Annotated in this window: 11 protein-coding genes; 5 read left to right on the top strand and 6 right to left on the bottom strand. The window is 64.6% G+C overall.

The window, feature by feature from the left end; translation table 11 throughout:
* Nucleotides 1–65 precede the first annotated feature (65 nt).
* Nucleotides 66–692 carry a LysE family translocator gene (locus AC1RUR_RS05005; protein WP_492841934.1) on the top strand — a complete coding sequence of 209 codons (627 nt, stop codon included), beginning with the start codon at nucleotides 66–68 and terminating at the stop codon, nucleotides 690–692.
* A gap of 63 nt (nucleotides 693–755) precedes the next feature.
* Here AC1RUR_RS05005 and AC1RUR_RS05000 read toward each other — a convergent pair whose 3' ends face one another.
* The 3 genes from AC1RUR_RS05000 to AC1RUR_RS04990 all read right to left on the bottom strand — a co-directional run bounded on the left by AC1RUR_RS05000 (nucleotide 756) and on the right by AC1RUR_RS04990 (nucleotide 6,702).
* Nucleotides 756–3,872, bottom strand: coding sequence for an efflux RND transporter permease subunit (locus tag AC1RUR_RS05000; protein WP_492841932.1), 3,117 nt, complete (start codon nucleotides 3,870–3,872; stop codon nucleotides 756–758).
* A 39-nt stretch (nucleotides 3,873–3,911) separates the two neighbouring features.
* Entirely contained in the window at nucleotides 3,912–5,156 is a 1,245-nt protein-coding gene (locus AC1RUR_RS04995; RefSeq protein WP_492841930.1) for an efflux RND transporter periplasmic adaptor subunit, read from the bottom strand.
* Between the two features lie 145 nt (nucleotides 5,157–5,301).
* Entirely contained in the window at nucleotides 5,302–6,702 is a 1,401-nt protein-coding gene (locus tag AC1RUR_RS04990; RefSeq protein ID WP_492841928.1) for a CoA transferase, read from the bottom strand.
* A 118-nt stretch (nucleotides 6,703–6,820) separates the two neighbouring features.
* On the opposite strand from AC1RUR_RS04990, the gene AC1RUR_RS04985 reads away from it, so the two are divergent.
* Together AC1RUR_RS04985 and AC1RUR_RS04980 are read left to right on the top strand one after the other, a co-directional pair.
* Nucleotides 6,821–7,108, top strand: a complete 288-nt coding sequence (locus tag AC1RUR_RS04985; RefSeq protein WP_008136644.1) for a hypothetical protein — start codon at nucleotides 6,821–6,823, stop codon at nucleotides 7,106–7,108.
* 205 nt (nucleotides 7,109–7,313) lie between these two features.
* The gene (locus AC1RUR_RS04980; RefSeq protein WP_492841925.1) at nucleotides 7,314–8,084 is read left to right on the top strand and encodes an SDR family NAD(P)-dependent oxidoreductase; all 771 of its coding nucleotides are present in this window, start codon (nucleotides 7,314–7,316) and stop codon (nucleotides 8,082–8,084) included.
* A 251-nt stretch (nucleotides 8,085–8,335) separates the two neighbouring features.
* On the opposite strand, the gene AC1RUR_RS04975 is transcribed toward AC1RUR_RS04980, so the two are convergent.
* From AC1RUR_RS04975 to AC1RUR_RS04965, 3 genes are read right to left on the bottom strand one after another with little or no spacing between them, the layout of a single operon-like run.
* Complete coding sequence (locus AC1RUR_RS04975) at nucleotides 8,336–11,710, bottom strand: error-prone DNA polymerase (RefSeq protein WP_492841923.1); 3,375 nt, start codon at nucleotides 11,708–11,710, stop codon at nucleotides 8,336–8,338.
* Complete coding sequence (locus AC1RUR_RS04970) at nucleotides 11,707–13,350, bottom strand: Y-family DNA polymerase (RefSeq protein WP_492841921.1); 1,644 nt, start codon at nucleotides 13,348–13,350, stop codon at nucleotides 11,707–11,709. The genes AC1RUR_RS04975 and AC1RUR_RS04970 overlap by 4 nt, the downstream gene beginning before the upstream one ends.
* Complete coding sequence (locus AC1RUR_RS04965; RefSeq protein WP_492841919.1) at nucleotides 13,247–14,035, bottom strand: ImuA family protein; 789 nt, start codon at nucleotides 14,033–14,035, stop codon at nucleotides 13,247–13,249. The genes AC1RUR_RS04970 and AC1RUR_RS04965 overlap by 104 nt, the downstream gene beginning before the upstream one ends.
* A gap of 165 nt (nucleotides 14,036–14,200) precedes the next feature.
* On the opposite strand from AC1RUR_RS04965, the gene AC1RUR_RS04960 reads away from it, so the two are divergent.
* Nucleotides 14,201–15,622 (top strand): UdgX family uracil-DNA binding protein, encoded by a 1,422-nt coding sequence (locus AC1RUR_RS04960; RefSeq protein ID WP_492841917.1) that lies wholly within the window; start codon nucleotides 14,201–14,203, stop codon nucleotides 15,620–15,622.
* Between the two features lie 98 nt (nucleotides 15,623–15,720).
* Nucleotides 15,721–17,349 carry an inorganic phosphate transporter gene (locus tag AC1RUR_RS04955; RefSeq protein ID WP_492841915.1) on the top strand — a complete coding sequence of 543 codons (1,629 nt, stop codon included), beginning with the start codon at nucleotides 15,721–15,723 and terminating at the stop codon, nucleotides 17,347–17,349.
* The last annotated feature ends 29 nt before the right edge of the window (nucleotides 17,350–17,378 follow it).

Below are 17,378 nucleotides of genomic sequence, written 5' to 3'. Positions count from 1 at the left end.
GCTGAGGCGACGATTCATTTTCGCCGCTACGCACGAACACAGATTTCATCTGTTCGTGCGGTCGCATGCCTTTATCGCATTATCTTGCCGCTCTTTTCTCCGGCATTGGAATTGGTTTCACCGTCGCCGCTCCCATCGGGCCCATGGGCATGCTGTGCATTCAGCGCACATTGGCATCGGGCATGGCTACCGGCCTCGCGACCGGCTTCGGCGCTGCGACCGTGCATCTTGCCTACAGCGCCTTTGCGGTTCTGGGCCTCGGCTCGCTTGCGCAGCCGTGGGTCGAGGCGAATGCCGCAGGCTTCGGCATCGTCTCTGCTCTGACGCTGCTGTGGTTCGCGATGCGGACGCATCGCGGTTCCATCGCGTTTCGAGAGACGGACGAGATCGACAAGGTCCGCCTGACGCGCGCCTATCTCAGCGCCATTGCGCTCGGGTTCACCAATCCGCTCACGGTCATCCTGTTCCTGGCGGCGCTGCATGCCTTCTCGACGCAGTCCGCGGCGCCGCCGCTGATCGCAGGCGTCTTCGTCGGCTCGGCGATCTGGTGGACGGTGCTGAGCACGATGGTCGCAACGGCGCGCTCGCGGCTGACGCCACGCATGCTGTCGTTGAGCAGCCGGTTCGCGAGCCTGATGCTGCTCGGGCTCGGCACCACCATGCTGATCAGGATCGCGCAGCGGATGTTGTGACGGAGCCTGATCCGGAAAAGCGTGCAGCGGTTTTCCGGAAGATCATGCTCAAAAAGACGACTATTAGCGCGCGCGGCGGGAGAAGAAGGAGATCAGCACCGGCAGCGTCACCAGGATCACGACCGGCGCCAGCATCATGCCGGTGACGACGACGACCGCGAGCGGCTTCTGCACCTGCGAGCCGATGCCTTCGGACAGCGCCGCGGGCAACAGGCCGACGCCGGCGACGACGCACGTCATCAGCACGGGCCGAAGCTGAAGCTCGCCGGTGCGGATCACCGCACTCATGCGGTCCATGCCTTCCTCGATGAGCTGGTTGAACTGCGACAGGATGATGATGCCGTCCATCACGGCGATGCCGAACAGCGCGATGAAGCCGATCGCCGCGGAGACGCTGAATGCGGTGCCGGAAATCAGCAGGCCCAGCACGCCGCCGAAGATCGCCATCGGGATCACGCTCATCGCGAGCAGCGTGTCTGTCATCGAGCCGAAATTGAACCAGAGCAGGACGCCGATCAGCGCCAGCGAGATCGGCACCACGATCGACAGGCGCCGGATCGCATCCTGGAGGTTGCCGAACTCGCCGACCCAATCCATGTGCGAGCCCGGCGGCAGCTGCACCTGAGCGGCGATCTTCTGTTGCGCCTCGCGGATCGCGCTGCCGAGATCGCGCTCGCGCACCGAGAACTTGATCGGCAAATAGCGCTCCTGCTGCTCGCGATAGATATAGGCGGCGCCGGAGACGAGGCTGATGGTGGCAACTTCGCTGAGCGGAATCTGCGTGACGGTGCCGTTCGGCCCGGGCGCGCCGATGCGCAGGTTCTGGATCGCCTCCGCGCTTCTGCGGTATTCCGGCGCAAGCCGGACGATGATCGGGAAATGGCGGTCGCTTCCCGGCTCGTAGAGGTCGCCCGCGGTGTCGCCGCCGATCGCGACCTTGATGGTGGCGTTGATGTCGCCCGGCGCAAGGCCGTAGCGCGCGGCCTTGGCACGGTCGATGTCGATCTGGACGGTCGGCTGCCCGAGCGAGGTGAACACCGCAAGGTCGGTGACGCCCTGCACGGTCGACAGCACCTGCTTGATCTTGTTGGCGGTGTCGGTGAGCGCCTGGAGATCGCTGCCATAGAGCTTGATCGAGTTCTCGCCCTTCACGCCGGACACGGCTTCTGAGACGTTGTCCTGGAGATATTGCGAGAAGTTGAACTCGACGCCGGGGAAGCGGTCGTCGAGCTGCTTGAGCAGTTGCGCGGTCAGCTCTTCCTTGTCGTGCGTTCCCGGCCATTGGCTCGCGGGCTTCAGCGGCGCGAAGAACTCGGCGTTGAAGAAGCCCGCGGCGTCGGTGCCGTCGTCGGGGCGGCCGTGCTGCGACACCACGGATTCCACCTCGGGCCGGGCCCGGATCAGCTTGCGCATCTCGTTGACGTAGCTGTTGCCTTCCTGGAGCGAGATGGTCGGCGGCAGCGTGGCGCGGATCCAGAGATTGCCCTCTTCCAGCTTGGGCAGGAATTCGAGGCCGAGCAGCCGGCTGAGCGCCACCGTCATCAGCACGAGGCCGACCGCACCACCGAGCATGATGCCGCGGTTGGCCACGGCCCAACGCAGCACAGGCATGTAGATCCGGTGCAGGATCAGCATGATCCTCGTTTCGGTCTCCTCGACATGCGCGGGCAGGATGATCGCGGACAGCGCCGGAGTGACGGTAAAGGTCGCAAGGAGGCCGCCGGCAAGCGCATAGGCATAGGTGCGCGCCATCGGCCCGAAGATGTTGCCTTCGACACCGGAGAGCGTGAACAGCGGCAGGAAGGCCGCGATGATGATGGCGGCGGCGAAGAAGATCGAGCGCGACACGTCGGCCGCCGCGCTGAGGATGGCGTGGCTCTTCATGCCGAACAGCGTCTCGGACGACATATGATCGGATTCGGACACCGGTGTCGTCTGCGTCAGGCGGCGGAAGATCGCTTCCACCATGATGACGGTGGCATCGACGATCAGGCCGAAGTCGATCGCGCCGACCGACAGCAGGTTGGCCGATTCGCCGCGCAGCACCAGGATGATGACCGCGAAGAACAGCGCGAACGGAATGGTGGCGCCGACGATCAGCGCGCTGCGGAGGTCGCCGAGGAATATCCACTGCAACAGCACGATCAGCAGGATGCCGATCACCATGTTGTGCAGCACGGTGTGGGTGGTGAGATCGATCAGGTCGCCGCGGTCGTAGATGCGCTCGATGCGCACGCCGGGCGGCAGGATGCTGGACTCGTTGATGGTCTGAACGAGCTGGTGGACGCGCTTGATGGTCGGCGAGCTCTGCTCGCCGCGGCGCATCAGGACGATGCCCTGCACGATGTCGTCGGCATCGTCGATACCGGCGATGCCGAGACGGGGCCTCTGCCCCACGGTGACGGTGGCGACGTCCTTGACCAGCACCGGATTGCCGTTGGTCTGCGAGACCATGGTGTTGGCGAGGTCGTCGATGGAACGGATCAGGCCGACGCCGCGCACCACGGCCGATTGCTGGCCGATATTGACGGTGTTGCCGCCGACATTGACGTTCGCATTGCCGACCGCCTGGAGCAGCTGCGGCAGCGTCAGGCCGTTGGCGACCAGCTTGTTGAAATCGACCTGGAGCTCGTAGGTCTTGCTCTTGCCGCCCCACCCGGTGACGTCGATGACGCCGGGCACGGCGCGGAAGCGGCGCTGGAGAATCCAGTCCTGGATGGTCTTGAGGTCGAGCACGCTGTAGTTCGGCGGGCCGACCAGGCGGTAGCGGAAGATTTCGCCGATCGGACTGAGCGGTGAAATCTGCGGCTGCACGTTGCCGGGCAGCGGCGCGAGCTGCGCCAGGCGGTTCAAGACCTGCTGCAACGCCTCGTCATAGGTGTAGGCGAAGGAAAACTGGAGCTTGATGTCGGAGAGGCCGTAGAGCGAGATGGTGCGGATGGTCGTGAGGTTCTTCAGACCCGCGACCTGGGTCTCGATCGGGATCGTGATGTAACGCTCGATTTCCTCGGCCGACAGGCCCGGGCTCTGCGTCACGATGTCGACCATCGGCGGGGTCGGATCGGGATAGGCCTCGATGTTGAGCCGGTTGAAGGCGATCAGGCCGCCGATCAGCACGGCGACGAACATGCCCACCATCAGGAAGCGCCGGTTGACGGCAAGGGCGACGAGACGATCCATTCAGGTCTTCAGTTTGTTTTCAGTTTTTTGGGTCGTCGATCAGCTGCCGGACGCCGCGCGGTCGATGAACAGGCTGCCTTTGGTGACGATCTGCTCGCCGGGTTTCAGATTGCTCGTGACTTCGACGAGGTTGCCATTGATGAGGCCGATCTTGATCTGGCGCAGCTCGACCGACTTGTCCTCGCGCGCGACCCAGATGCGAACCTGGTCGGCTTCGTAGATCAGCGCCTGCTTCGGCACCGCGGGCGCGGCACGGTCACCGGCCGAATAGATCGTGACGTTGGCGAACATTTCCGGCTTGAGCAGGCCGTCCTTGTTGTCGATGGTGGCGCGGACCAGCAGGCGACGGGTGCTGGGATCGATCGCTGCGGCGACGTAGTTGATCTTGGCGGTGAGCGGGCGGCCCGGCAGCGCCATCACGTTGACGGTGATGTCCTGCCCGATGCACACCGCGGCCGCGTCGCTCTCGCGCACGAAGGCGGTGAGCCAGACCGTGGAGAGGTCGCCGATCACGAAGACCGGATCGCTTGCGCCGGAATTGACGTACTGGCCCGGACCGATCTTGCGCTGCACGACCGTGCCGGAGATCGGCGAGTAGATCGTGACCTCCGGATTGATCGCGCCCTTGTCCTGGAACGCCTTGATGGTCTCGTCGGTGAAGCCGAGGATGCGCAGCTTGTTGCGCGCAGCTTCCAGCGCCGTCGCCGAGGAGCGCATGTCGTTCTGCGCCTGGACCTGGGTCGCTTCGGCCTGCTGATAGTCCTTCAGCGGAATGGCGTGGCCCTCATAGAGATCCTTGGCCCGCTTGAACTGGATGTCGGCAAGATCGATCGCCGACTTCGCCTTGTTCTGCGAAGTCATCGCCGCAATGAAATCGTTCTGGGCCTGCACGGTGTCGGCGGCCTCGATTGTAAACAGCGGTTGACCTTGCTTCAGCATCTCGCCCGGCTTGGCGAGCAGCTTGGTGACCCGGCCGGCATAGGGCGAGAACACCGGCGTCGAGCGGTCCTCGTCGACCGCGACCTTGCCCTCGGTGACATATTCGGCCCGGAAGGTCTTGGCCTTGACCGGCTCGATCCTCAACGTCGCCCATTCGGACGGCGTCGGCGTGAAGTTCTGCGCATTCCTGCGCGACTGGCTGGAGATTTCGGAGTGCTTCTTCTCTTTGGCTCCCGCATAGAGGAAGCCGTAGGCCCCGGCACCGGCAAGAGCTAGTAAAACTACGGATGCGATCACCCGCCGTTTTGTAAGCACCTGCAATCGCTTGGTATTTTCAGCTACCATGGGGCCCGGTCTTGTCTGCGACGATCTCGGCAAACGACTGCCTCATCGGTCGCGCTAATAGTGCCGAATTCCGATTTCAAACAACCTAAAAAACGCTCGGCACCTTTCGTTCTGCGTTAAAATTTTACGACGCGTCAGCTTCACGTCAGCTTCGCACCGGCCACTGTGGCGGATGACTGCCGAGCGGCATCGCCGGACGGCTCCATCGTGCCGGCGTCTTCGACAGCAGCGCCGAATGCTGCACCGCTTTCAGCATGCCGAAGCCAGATGGCATGGCCTCGATGAATGCAGCATGTACGGCCTCACCCGTAAGATCCGGGGTGTTCAGTCCGCCGTCGAGCCGGCCGAGAGTCCACAGCCAGCGCCCGGTCTGGGCCAGCGACACGCGCACGTGCCAGCTGCCGCCTTCACGAGCCTGGCGCGCTTTGGCCATCATCGCGCCGAACGCCATGAGATAGCCGGTGGCGTGATCGAGTATCTGTGCCGGCAATTCCTTGGGACCGTCGACGCCGGCGGCCTGCCCCTCGGCATGGTTGAATCCGGTGGTGGTCTGCACCAGCGAATCGAAACCGCGCCGCTCGGCCCAGGGACCGGCGTGGCCGTAAGCCGACAGCGTCACGTAGACGATGCCGGGGTTGATGTTCGCGACCTGCTCGGGCGCAAAGCCGAGGGCGGCCAACGCACGCGGGCGATAGCCTTGCGAGACGATGTCGGCGTCCTTCAGCAGCTCGCGCAATTGCGCCCTGCCTGCCTCGCTCTTCAGCTCGACGAACGTGGTGAGCTTGCCGCGGCCGGTGTCGATGGTGAGCCAGGGAATGGCGGGCAACTCCGGCCCCGAGACCAGGAGCACATCCGCACCGTGTGCGGCGAGCGTGCGCCCGGCAACCGGCCCTGCAATGACGCGGGAGAGATCAAGCACGCGGAGACCGGCGAGCGGACGATCGCCTTCAGGCCACGGCTTTGGCGGGGCCTCGCCGATCTTCTCGATCGAGATCAGCGGCAGTCCGGCGAGCGCACGCGCCTGCGGCAGTGCGGACCATTCGTCGTAGCTGCGCATCAGGGCAACGACGCCGCCGGCGGCGTAAGCCGCAGTTTCGAAATCCTCGCCCTTCCACTGCATCAGCGCGGCCTGGACCTTCTCGCGCTCGGGCGCGCAGGCGAGCACCTTGCAGACGGCGTCGCGGTGATGCGGAAAATTGGTGTGGCAGCGGACGAAGCGGCCATCGCCAGTCCCGTAAACGCCGGCGATGGCATCCCAGGCCGGAGGCGGTGGCTTGTCGTCGAGGCGCAAATAGCGTTCGGAGCGGCATTCGACGACGGCATGGCGCATGTCGACATGGACGTCCTGCGCCTCGCCGCTGCGCAGCCGCCAGATTTCGGCGGCGGCGAGGCCGGCGGCGGCGATCGCCGTCTGTCCGGCGATTGCGACGCGAAACGAGGACGGAATCTGCGGCTCCTCGCCGGTCAGCCGCACGCGTTCGAGCGCGGCAGCATCGCCGCCGGCGGAGGTCCAGATATCGCTGAGAATCCCGGCGGGGCTTTGCATGTCCGCTTCTCTCCCTTTCAGGCTATTGTTTGAGCATGATCTTTTCGGAAAACCGCTGCGCACTTTTCCGGATCATGCTGTAGCTTTGCGAGCTTCCATTAGCACACAAAGGAACGCAATGGCCGCTATCGATCCCCTCACCGCCGGCGCCGTGTTCATCGCAACGGCGGCCACCGACGCGGTTTATGTCATGTTCACCTCGGCCGTGATCGCGCGCAAGCGCGTGCCGGCGGCGAACTGGAGTGCGGTCTGGTACCTGCTCTCCTCCTACGCGGTGATCAGCTATACCGAGAACGCCTTCTATGTCGCTTTCGCGGCGATCGGCTCATGGGCCGGCGCTTATGCCTCGCTGACCTTCCTGCACCGCCCGCCCGGCGGCCCGCCGGTGGGAGCGGCGCCGGAGTGAGGCGGCCGCTCCTCTCTCCACGTCATTGCGAGGAGCCCGCGACAAAATTGCGTAGCAATTTTGCGCTGGCGACGAAGCAATCCAGACTATTTCCGCGGATACATTCCTGGATTGCTTCGCTACGCTCGCAATGACGAATTGGAGAGTTCAGCATATCCACCGAAACGGCTACACTCTCACGCGATCAACAAAAAGGAGCCAAACAATGGATCTCGGTCTCAAAGGAAAGAACGCCATCGTGCTCGGCGGCACGCGCGGCATCGGGCGGGCGATTGCGGCGACACTGGCCGGCGAAGGTGCCAATGTCGCGGTGTGCGCGCGCAACGCGGATCAGGTTGCGGCCACCGTCACCGAGTTGAAGGCGAGTGGAATCCGCGCCACCGGCAGCCCGGTCGACGTCACCGACGGCGCGGCGCTGAAATCCTGGGTCGAGGCCGCTGCAAAAGAGCTCGGCGGCATCGACATGCTGTTCTCCAATGCCGGCGCGATGGCGCAAGGCGGCGATGCCGCGTCCTGGGAGCAGAACTTCCGGCTCGACGTGCTCGGCGCCGTGCATGCATTCGATGCCGCGCGACCGTACCTCGAAGCCAGCGGCGAGAGCAGCGGCGACGCCGCCTTCGTGATCATCTCGTCGATCTCCGCGGCGCAAGCGGACACGGCGAGCTCCTACGGCCCGATCAAGGCCGCGCTGATCCACATGGCCAAGGGACTGGCGCGGCAATACGCGAAGAAGAAGATCCGCGTGAATGTCGTGTCGCCCGGCACCGTCTATTTCAAGGGCGGCGTCTGGGAGATGATCGAGCACAACATGCCCGAGCGCTACAAGGACGCGATGAAGCGCAATCCGACGGGCCGCATGGCGACGCCGCAGGAAATCGCAAGCGCAGCGGTGTTTCTGGCAAGCCCGGTGTCGGGATTCACCACGGGCTCCAATCTCGTCGTCGACGGAGCGATCTCGAACCGGGTGAATTTTTGAGGGGGCGCTGTCATCGCCCGGCTTGACCGGGCGATCCAGTATTCCGAGACGACGCGGCTAGAACCGAGAAGCCGCGGCGTACTGGATACCCCGCTTTCGCGGGGTATGACGACTGAGAGTGAGGTGCGCGATCGCCTCAGCAAATTCGTCATTGCGAGCGCAGCGAAGCAATCCACAATCTTTCCGCAGAGACACTCTGGATTGCTTCGCTGTGCTCGCAATGACGGTGTGGCGGCATCCCGTGCATAACCTCAATGGAAATCCCGCGACGGCGGCAGGATGCGGACGTTGCGGGGATGGCGGATTTTTTGCGCCGGAGCATCCAAATGGTCGCGGCGATCGTCGTTGAGCGGTTCGACCACGGTGGCACCTGACGGCACCGGATGCTTGTGGGTCAAGGCATCGTTGGCAAGGCCGACCAGATCGTGCGAGCGGTCGACCATGCGCTGGGCGATCAGATGCGTCACCTTCTCGGGGCTGCTCTGGATATAGCCCTCGACCAGAATGAGGCGCGCGCCCATCACCTCTTTGCGGTACTGCTCCATGATCTTGGGCCACACCACGACATTGGCGATGCCGGTTTCGTCCTCCAGCGTCATGAACACGACGCCGCTGGCGCTGCCCGGCCGCTGCCGCACCAGGACCACGCCGGCGCAGCGGACGCGGCGCCGCTCGTTCGCGTGGCTGATGTCCTTGCAGGCCACCACACGCTCGCGCGAAAACATCTCGCGCAGGAATTCCATCGGGTGGCCCTTCAGCGACAGCCGGATGGTCTGGTAGTCCGCGACGACCTGTTCGGGGCACGGCATCAACGGCAATGGCCTGGCGTGCTCGTCGGGCTGCTCACGCGCGGTGGCCGCCTCGAACAGCGGCAGCGGCACGTCGTCGGGCAGCCGCCGCACCTGCCACAGCGCCTCGCGGCGGTCGAGCCCGAGCGAGCGGAAGGCGTCGGCATCCGCAAGCAGGATCAGTGCGCGCTTGGGCAGGCCGGTGTCGCGGGCGAAGTCTTCGAGCGAGGTAAAGGGCCGGCGGTCGCGGGCGGCGACAATGCGATCGGCCCAGTCTTCCTGACCGACATATTCCTTGCCTTGCCGCCTTGCCTGCTCCGTCTTGAGCCTCGCCTCGTCTTGATCGAGCCAGTGGAAACCGTCGACCTGGCGAAAGCCGAGGCGCACCGCGCAGTATTTGCCGCCAGTCTTCTCCAGCGTGTTCTGCGCAAAGCTGTAGGACACGTCGATGTCGCGCACCTCGACGCCGTTCTTGCGGGCATCGCCGACGATCTGCGCCGGCGCGTAGAAGCCCATGGGCTGCGAGTTCAAGAGGCCGCAGCAGAACGCATCAGGATGATGATATTTCAGCCATGACGAGATGTAGACGAGCTGGGCGAAGCTCGCGGCGTGACTCTCCGGAAAGCCGTAGCTGCCAAAGCCCTTGATCTGGTCGAAGCAGCTTCTGGCAAAATTGGGATCGTAGCCGCGCGCGACCATGTTGCCGATCAGCTTGTCCTCGTATTTGCCGATGGTGCCGACATTGCGAAACGTCGCCATCGAGCGGCGCAGGCCGTTGGCTTCCTCGGAGGTGAATTTTGCCGCCTCGATCGCGATCCGCATTGCCTGCTCCTGGAACAGCGGTACGCCCTTCGTCTTGTGCAGCACCTTGTACAGTTCGTCCGCGGGGCCATGCTCGGGCGATGGCGAGGGATAGCTCACCTTTTCCAGACCATTCCGCCGCCGCAAGTAAGGATGCACCATGTCGCCCTGGATCGGCCCCGGCCGCACGATCGCGACTTCGATGACGAGGTCGTAGAAGGTCCGCGGCTTCAGGCGTGGCAGCATGTTCATTTGCGCACGGCTCTCGACCTGGAACACGCCGAGCGACTCCCCGTCACACAGCATGTCGTAGACCTTGGCATCGTCCTGCGGAACGCTCGCCAGAACCCAGCGCTCACCCTTGTGGTCCGCGATCAGATCAAAACATTTGCGGATGCAGGTCAGCATGCCCAGTGCGAGCACGTCGACCTTCATCATGTTGAGCGCGTCGACGTCGTCCTTGTCCCATTCGATGAAGGTGCGATCGTCCATCGCCGCGTTGCCGATCGGCACATAGGTATCGAGCCGATCCTGGGTGAGCACATAACCGCCGACATGCTGGGACAGATGGCGCGGGAATTCGATCAATTCGGTCGCAAGCTCGACCGCGAGATTGATCATGGGATTTTTGGGATCGAGCCCGGCCTGCCTGACCTGCATGTCGTTGAGGCCGCTCCCCCAGCTTCCCCAGACGGTGTCGGCAAGCGCCGCGGTGACGTCCTCGGTCAGGCCGAGCGCCTTGCCGACGTCGCGGATGGCGCTGCGTGGACGGTAATGAATGACGGTGGCGATGATCGCGGCACGGTGGCGGCCATAACGGCGATAGACATATTGCATCACCTCCTCCCGCCGCGAATGCTCGAAATCGACGTCGATGTCCGGCGGCTCCAGCCGCTCCTTGGAGATGAAGCGTTCGAACAGAAGATCCACCTTGGTCGGGTCGACCGAGGTGATGCCGAGCACGTAGCACACGGCCGAATTCGCCGCCGATCCGCGCCCCTGGCACAGGATGTTCTGGCTACGCGCGTAGTGCACGATGTCGTGCACGGTGAGGAAATAGTGCGCGTATTTCAGCTCGGCGATCAGCGCGAGCTCCTTGTTGAGCGTCGCGCGCAACGTTGGCGTAATGTCCCCGCCAAAATATTTTTGCACGCCCTCCCAGGTCAGATCCTCCAGATGCCCTTGCGCGGTCTTGCCCGGCGGCACCGGCTCGTCCGGATACTGATATTTGAGCTGGTCGAGCGAGAAGTCGATCTTGTCCGCAAAGCGCATGGTCTCCGCGATCGCGTCAGGGAAATCGCGAAACAGCCGCGACATTTCCCGCTGTGTCTTCAAGAATCGTTCGGCGTTGGCCTCGAGCTTCCGCCCGACCGCCTCGATCGTGGTCTTTTCCCGGATGCAGGTCAGCACGTCCTGGAGGGGACGGCGGCCGGGATCGTGATAGAGCACCTCGTTGGTCGCAAGCAGCGGCACTTTTGCTTTTCCCGCGAGGTCGTCGAGCCGCGCCAGGCGGCGTCTGTCGTCGCCGCGATAAACCAGGCTTGCCGCCAGCCACACCCCCTCGGCTCGGCTGTCCTTGAGCCTTGCAAGAACATCCAGCGCCTGCGCCGGCTCGAAGCGATGCGGCAGCGTCAGGACCAGGAGCTGGCCTTCCGAAAACGCGAGGAGATCGGCGAAGGTGAGACGACACTCGCCCTTTTCGATCCGTATGATGTCGTCGCCGCGCTTGCCCCGGGTGAGGAGCTGGCACAGCCGGCCATAGGCCGCGCGGTCGCGCGGATAGACAAAAATGTCGGGCGTGCCGTCGATGAAGACGATGCGCGCGCCGATCAGCAGCTTCGGCTTGTGCAGCACCTTGTCATTGTCGAGCTCCTTGTAGGCCCGCACCACGCCGGCGAGCGTGTTGTGGTCGGCAATGCCGATCACGGGAATGCCGAGCCTGCTGGCCTGATGCACATAGTCGCGCGGATCCGAGCCGCCGCGCAGGAAGGAGAAATTGGTGGTGATACCGATCTCGGCGTAAGCGGGCGTATTCATGCGAAGAGACCGTGCACGTACCAGCCGGGAGACGCGGGCTTGCCGTCGCCGTCGAACACCTCTCCCTCGTAGAGACCGTCGCGAAAGATCCAGAAGCGCAGGCCTTCGGCATCCTCGATGCGGAAATAGTCCCGCGTCAGCTGCTTGCCGTCCTGCCGCCACCATTCCATGGCGATGCGCTCTGGCCCCTCCACCCGCACCACCGCATGCAGCGCGCGGCGCCAGGTGAATTGATGCGGCGGACCATCAGGCACGGTTGCGAACGGCACCTTGATCGGCTCCGGCTTGTCGAACAGCCTGAGCGGGCGCAGCGGCGGCTCGCTCTCGGAGCGAGCCGGCCATTCGGCCTGCATGGCGGCGGCGAGATGATGCTGCGCCGGCGCAGCCATCACCGCACTTTCGGGAATATGCGTGTCCTGCGGCAGGTGCACGACGACACGGTTTCCGCCGATCCGCGCGGCGATGCGGTCGATCAGCGCGGCAAGCTCGTCATTGTCGTGGACATGGGCGTCGAGATCGCGCTGCTCCTGCACCACGATCTCGGTGCGGCTTGCCGACAGCCGCACCATGTCGAATCCGAAGCCGGGATCGAGAGGATCGGCGAGCGCGTCGAGCCGCTCGCGGAACAGGCGGTCGATCACGGCGCTTCGCGTCACCGGCCGTCCGGTCTCGACCATGATCGCACGCACCACGCCGTCGGTGCGGAAGAAGGCGGCCTCCAGCCGCCGCGCGCCCTTGCCCTGCTTCTCCATGGACGCGATCAACGTGTCCGCCAGACGCGACAGCGTCATCGCAATCATGGTGTCGGTCGCGATCGGCTCGGCAAAGCGTTTCTCCACGATGTAATCGGGCAGCGGCTTGCGCGGATTGATCGGCGCATCGCCTTGCCCCAGCGCGTGCGCGAGCAGCGTGGAGAACCGCGCGCCGAACCGCGCCGTGATCTCGTGCGGCGCGCGGGAGGCAACATCGCCGATCGTCTTCAGGCCGGCACGGCGCAGGCCGGTGGTGATGGCCTCGCCGGCGCCGAGTGCGGACACCGGCAGCCGGCTGATCGCCTCCGCCTCCCCGCCATCGGCGACGATGGTGCCGGAGACCTGGCGCGTCAGCGTGCGCGCGCAGACCGAGGTGCCGGCAATCGCCGCACTGACGGCAAAGCCTTGTCGGCCGAGCGCGCGAACGAGCGTCTGCAACAGCGCGGCTTCGCCGCCGAACAGATGCGCGCAGCCGGTGATGTCGAGGAACAGCCCGTGCGGCGGATCGAGCGCAACCAGCGGGGTGAAACGGTCGCACCAGTCGGCGATGTCGCCGAGCGTCTTCGCATCGGCCACGACATCGGCATCGAACACCCGCAAGTCCGGGCACATCGCCCGCGCATTGGCCAAGGGCTGACCAATATGCAGCCCGAGACGCGACGCCGCATCGTCAAGCGCATGGATCACCAGCGCATTGTTCTCCTTGATGACGACGATGCTCGGTTCATCCTTTCTTGACGCGTTTTCTTCACGCGAACCGGCGTCCACTTCGCTTGAAAACGCTTTACCCTGCGCGGCGCTGCCAAGGAATCGCTGGATCCGGTCGATCGGCAGGCGCGGCAGCCACAGGCTGAGGATACGACGACGGTTCAGAGAACTGGCACTCATCACATTTCCATTCCATGATCCACCGGCCACACGGGCCATGACGATTGCGCAACAGCTCGGCATCGAAGCGCGGCGCGCCCCAGGCACTCCATGCTGCGCCGGGCGGCGACTGCGCCGCGCGCAGCATCCATCGTGTCTCCGCGGTCGACGGCAGCGGCTGCGCGGCCATTCGCAGCAGCAGGCCGGTGACGCCGGAGCCTTGCGCGGCCAGCGTCAGCTTGCGGCTTGCGACAAGATCGAACTGCCGCGTCTCGCCCCAGAGCTCGAGCACGACCGCGCCGAGCGCATCACAGGCGAGCGCATCGGCCGAGCTACGCAGCGCGCTCTCCACATCGGCCGCACGCACCATCACCACGCAGCGCGGATCGAGGCCGAGCTCGGCGAGCCCGCTCATCGACAGCGCGCCTGTTTCAATGTCCGAAAAATCCTGTCGCACCCACAGCAGCGGCCGGCGCGCCGAGACGCGCCCCGCAAGCCCCATGACGAAACCCGTCGCGGCCGCGCCTTGGCGCCCCTCGCAAAACACCTCGTGGATCGCCGCGCGCGCGAGCCCGCCCTTCAGCACGGCGTCGACCTCGCTATGACCGAGCGCGACGCGGTCATGATGATGCACGACCTCCGCCGTCTCGATGCGCTCGATCTGGCCGCGCAAGGTCGCGAGCGCGCTGATGCGTGCGCCGCTCATATCCGCCGCTCCTTCAGAGGTGATTGCCGAGGTTCTCAAAAAGAGAACCTGCGGCTGGCTCATTTGTTCATGATATGTTCTAATATAAAGCTAACGGCGCCCTGGGAGTCAATCGAATTGGCGCGCCCATGGATTCATGAGCGGAATCAAGAGGATTCGAGTGCCATGTACCTCATCACCCTGGACAGCGAGACCGATTTCGACGGCTGGCGTAAAGCCGCACGCGCATTCGCGCTGCATCACATCGCCCCGGCGGACGTGGCGTGGCACGTGCAAGGCCAAACGAACGATCAGGTGCCGCCCGGCCTGTCCGAAGCGCCGAGCCTTCCCCCGATCGAGACCGAGAGCACGTTCACCGTGCCGGCCAATTTCATCGAGCTCGCCCGCGTCGCGATCCTGCATCGCGACGGCGAACGTTTTGCGCTGCTCTATCGCCTGCTCTGGCGGTTGAAGGCCGATCACGACCTGCTCGCGACAATGAGCGATCCCGACGTGGCGCAGGCAACCGCGATGGCTGGCAGCGTGCAGCGCGATGCGCAGCGAATGCGCGATCTCGTCCGCTTCCGCGAGATCGGGCGCGAGCAGAAAGCGCATTACGCCGCCTGGTTCGAGCCGGAGCATCACATCGTCGCATTCGCCGCGCCGTTCTTCGCGCGTCGTTTTGCCGACATGCCCTGGTCGATCCTCACGCCTGACGTCTGTGCCCATTGGAACGGCCACGCGATCTCCTTCACGCCTGGGATCAGCCGGGCGGAGTGGCCGGCCCCAGGTCGCCTGGAGGAAACCTGGCGGCGCCATTTCCAGCCCGACCGGCTGACGACGACTGACGCGCCGGTGAAGCGCCGGAGGAACCTCCAGGACGCATCGATACTTGAATCGAGACTTGGATCGATACTTGGACCCCTGCTTGCCGATGCCGAACGCTGGACCGGCGGACGGATCTCCCCACGTCCGGAAGCCATCATGGGACACAAAGCAGCCGCCAACGATCTCGAAGCGCTCCGCGAGGAAGCCGCGCATTGCCGCGCCTGTCCGCTCTACAAGGACGCGACGCAAACCGTGTTCGGCGAAGGCCCGAAGAACGCCACCATCATGCTGGTCGGCGAGCAGCCCGGCGACAAGGAAGACCTCGCCGGCCATCCCTTCGTCGGCCCGGCCGGCCAGATGCTCGACCGCGCGCTGGAGGAGGCCGGCGTCGACCGCAAGAAGGTCTATGTCACCAACGCGGTCAAACATTTCAAATTCGTGCCGCGCGGAAAGATCCGCCTGCACCAGAAGCCGGCCACGCCGGAAATCCGGGCATGCCGGCAATGGTATGAGCGGGAACTGGCGGCCGTTCAGCCCGATCTCGTCGTGGCGATGGGCGCCACCGCCGCGCAAAGCGTGTTCGGCAAGATCACTCCGATCGGCAAGACCCGCGGCCGGCTGATCGACCTTCCCGACGGCCGCAAGGCGCTGGTGACGGTGCACCCGTCCTATCTGTTGCGGCTGCCCGATCCGGAGACCAAGGTGCTGGAATATCGGCGCTTTGTCGAAGATCTGAAGATCGCGGCCAACTTGCAGAACAAATCTGCGCGCGCCGCCTAAATAGCGGCGGGAAAACACCTTTCAACCGCCGCTTGTCATCCAGCCTTCAAATCCATCGCGGACAATACCCTTACCTGAAAGTTAAGGGGCGTCCTGACATGACCGATGTAGCATTCGACCGCGCGGTAGCCGATCCCGCGCCGATCCAGCCGGCCTCGCGGCCAAATCTCGACAAGGGCTTCAATCCGCTGACGATGATCCTGTTCTTCGGCATCCTCGCCGCGGGCCTGCTGTTCGTCGCCTACAGCATCTATGCCGACGTCAACGCGACCGGCACGCGGGTGACGACCTACCTGCCCTACATCCTGCTGTTCGTCGCGCTGCTGATCGCGCTCGGCTTCGAATTCGTCAACGGCTTCCACGACACCGCCAATGCGGTGGCGACCGTGATCTACACCCATTCGCTGCCGGCCGAAGTCGCCGTGATGTGGTCGGGCTTCTTCAACTTCCTCGGCGTGCTCCTGTCCTCCGGCGCGGTCGCCTTCGGCATCGTCTCGCTGCTGCCGGTCGAACTGATCCTTCAGGTCGGCTCCAGCGCCGGTTTCGCCATGGTGTTCGCGCTGCTGATCGCCGCGATCATGTGGAATCTCGGCACCTGGTTCTTCGGCCTGCCCGCTTCCTCCTCGCACACGCTGATCGGCTCGATCATCGGCGTCGGCATCGCCAATGCCGTCATGCGCGGCCGCGACGGCACCTCGGGCGTGGACTGGAGCAAGGCGACCGAGATCGGTTATGCGCTGCTGCTGTCGCCGCTGTTCGGCTTCATCTGCGCCGCCGTGCTGCTGCTGCTCCTCAAATTCGTCGTGCGCAACCCGGCCCTGTATTCTGCGCCTGAAGGCAACAAGGCCCCGCCGCTGTGGATCCGCGGCCTCTTGATCGCGACCTGCACGGGCGTCAGCTTCGCGCACGGATCGAATGACGGCCAGAAGGGCATGGGCCTGATCATGCTGATCCTGATCGGCACCGTGCCGACCGCCTACGCGCTCAACCGCGCGCTGCCGGAATCCCAGGTCGCCCAGTTCCAGAAGACCTCGGAAGCTGCTTCAAAGGTGATCGCGGCCAAGGGTGCCGGCCACAGCATCATCGGCGATCCCCGTCCGGCGGTGACGCAGTACATCGCGCTGCACAAGCTCAACGAGGGCACCTATCCCTCGCTCGCCGTGCTCGTGAAGGACGTCGGTGACCAGGTCGCCAAATACGGCACCCTGAACAAGGTGCCGGCGGAGGCCGTCGGCAACACCCGCAACGACATGTACCTGACCTCGGAAGCGATCCGCTTCCTGATGAAGGACAAGGAGAACGATCTCAGCAAGGACGAGGTCGCGACCCTCAACGCCTACAAGGGCTCGCTCGATGCCGCCACGAAGTTCATCCCGAACTGGGTGAAGATCGCGGTCGCCATCGCGCTCGGCCTCGGCACCATGATCGGCTGGAAGCGCATCGTGATCACGGTCGGCGAGAAAATCGGCAAGACCCATCTCACCTACGCGCAAGGCGCCTCCGCCGAGCTCGTCGCCGCCGCCACGATCGGTGCCGCCGACGTGTTCGGCCTGCCGGTCTCGACCACCCACGTGCTGTCGTCGGGCGTCGCCGGCACCATGGCGGCCAACGGCTCTGGCCTGCAAATGGCGACCATCCGCAACCTGCTGATGGCCTGGGTGCTGACGCTGCCCTGCGCGATCATGCTGTCGGCCACGCTCTACGTGATCTTCTCGCGGATCTTCTGAGCGATCACGTCTCTGAAAGACAAAGGGCC

It is taken from the genome of Bradyrhizobium sp. GW821-FHT12B03 (assembly GCF_058807535.1).
The sequence above is the reverse complement of the archived record's forward strand: the minus strand, read 5'-3'. Positions and strand labels throughout refer to the sequence as shown.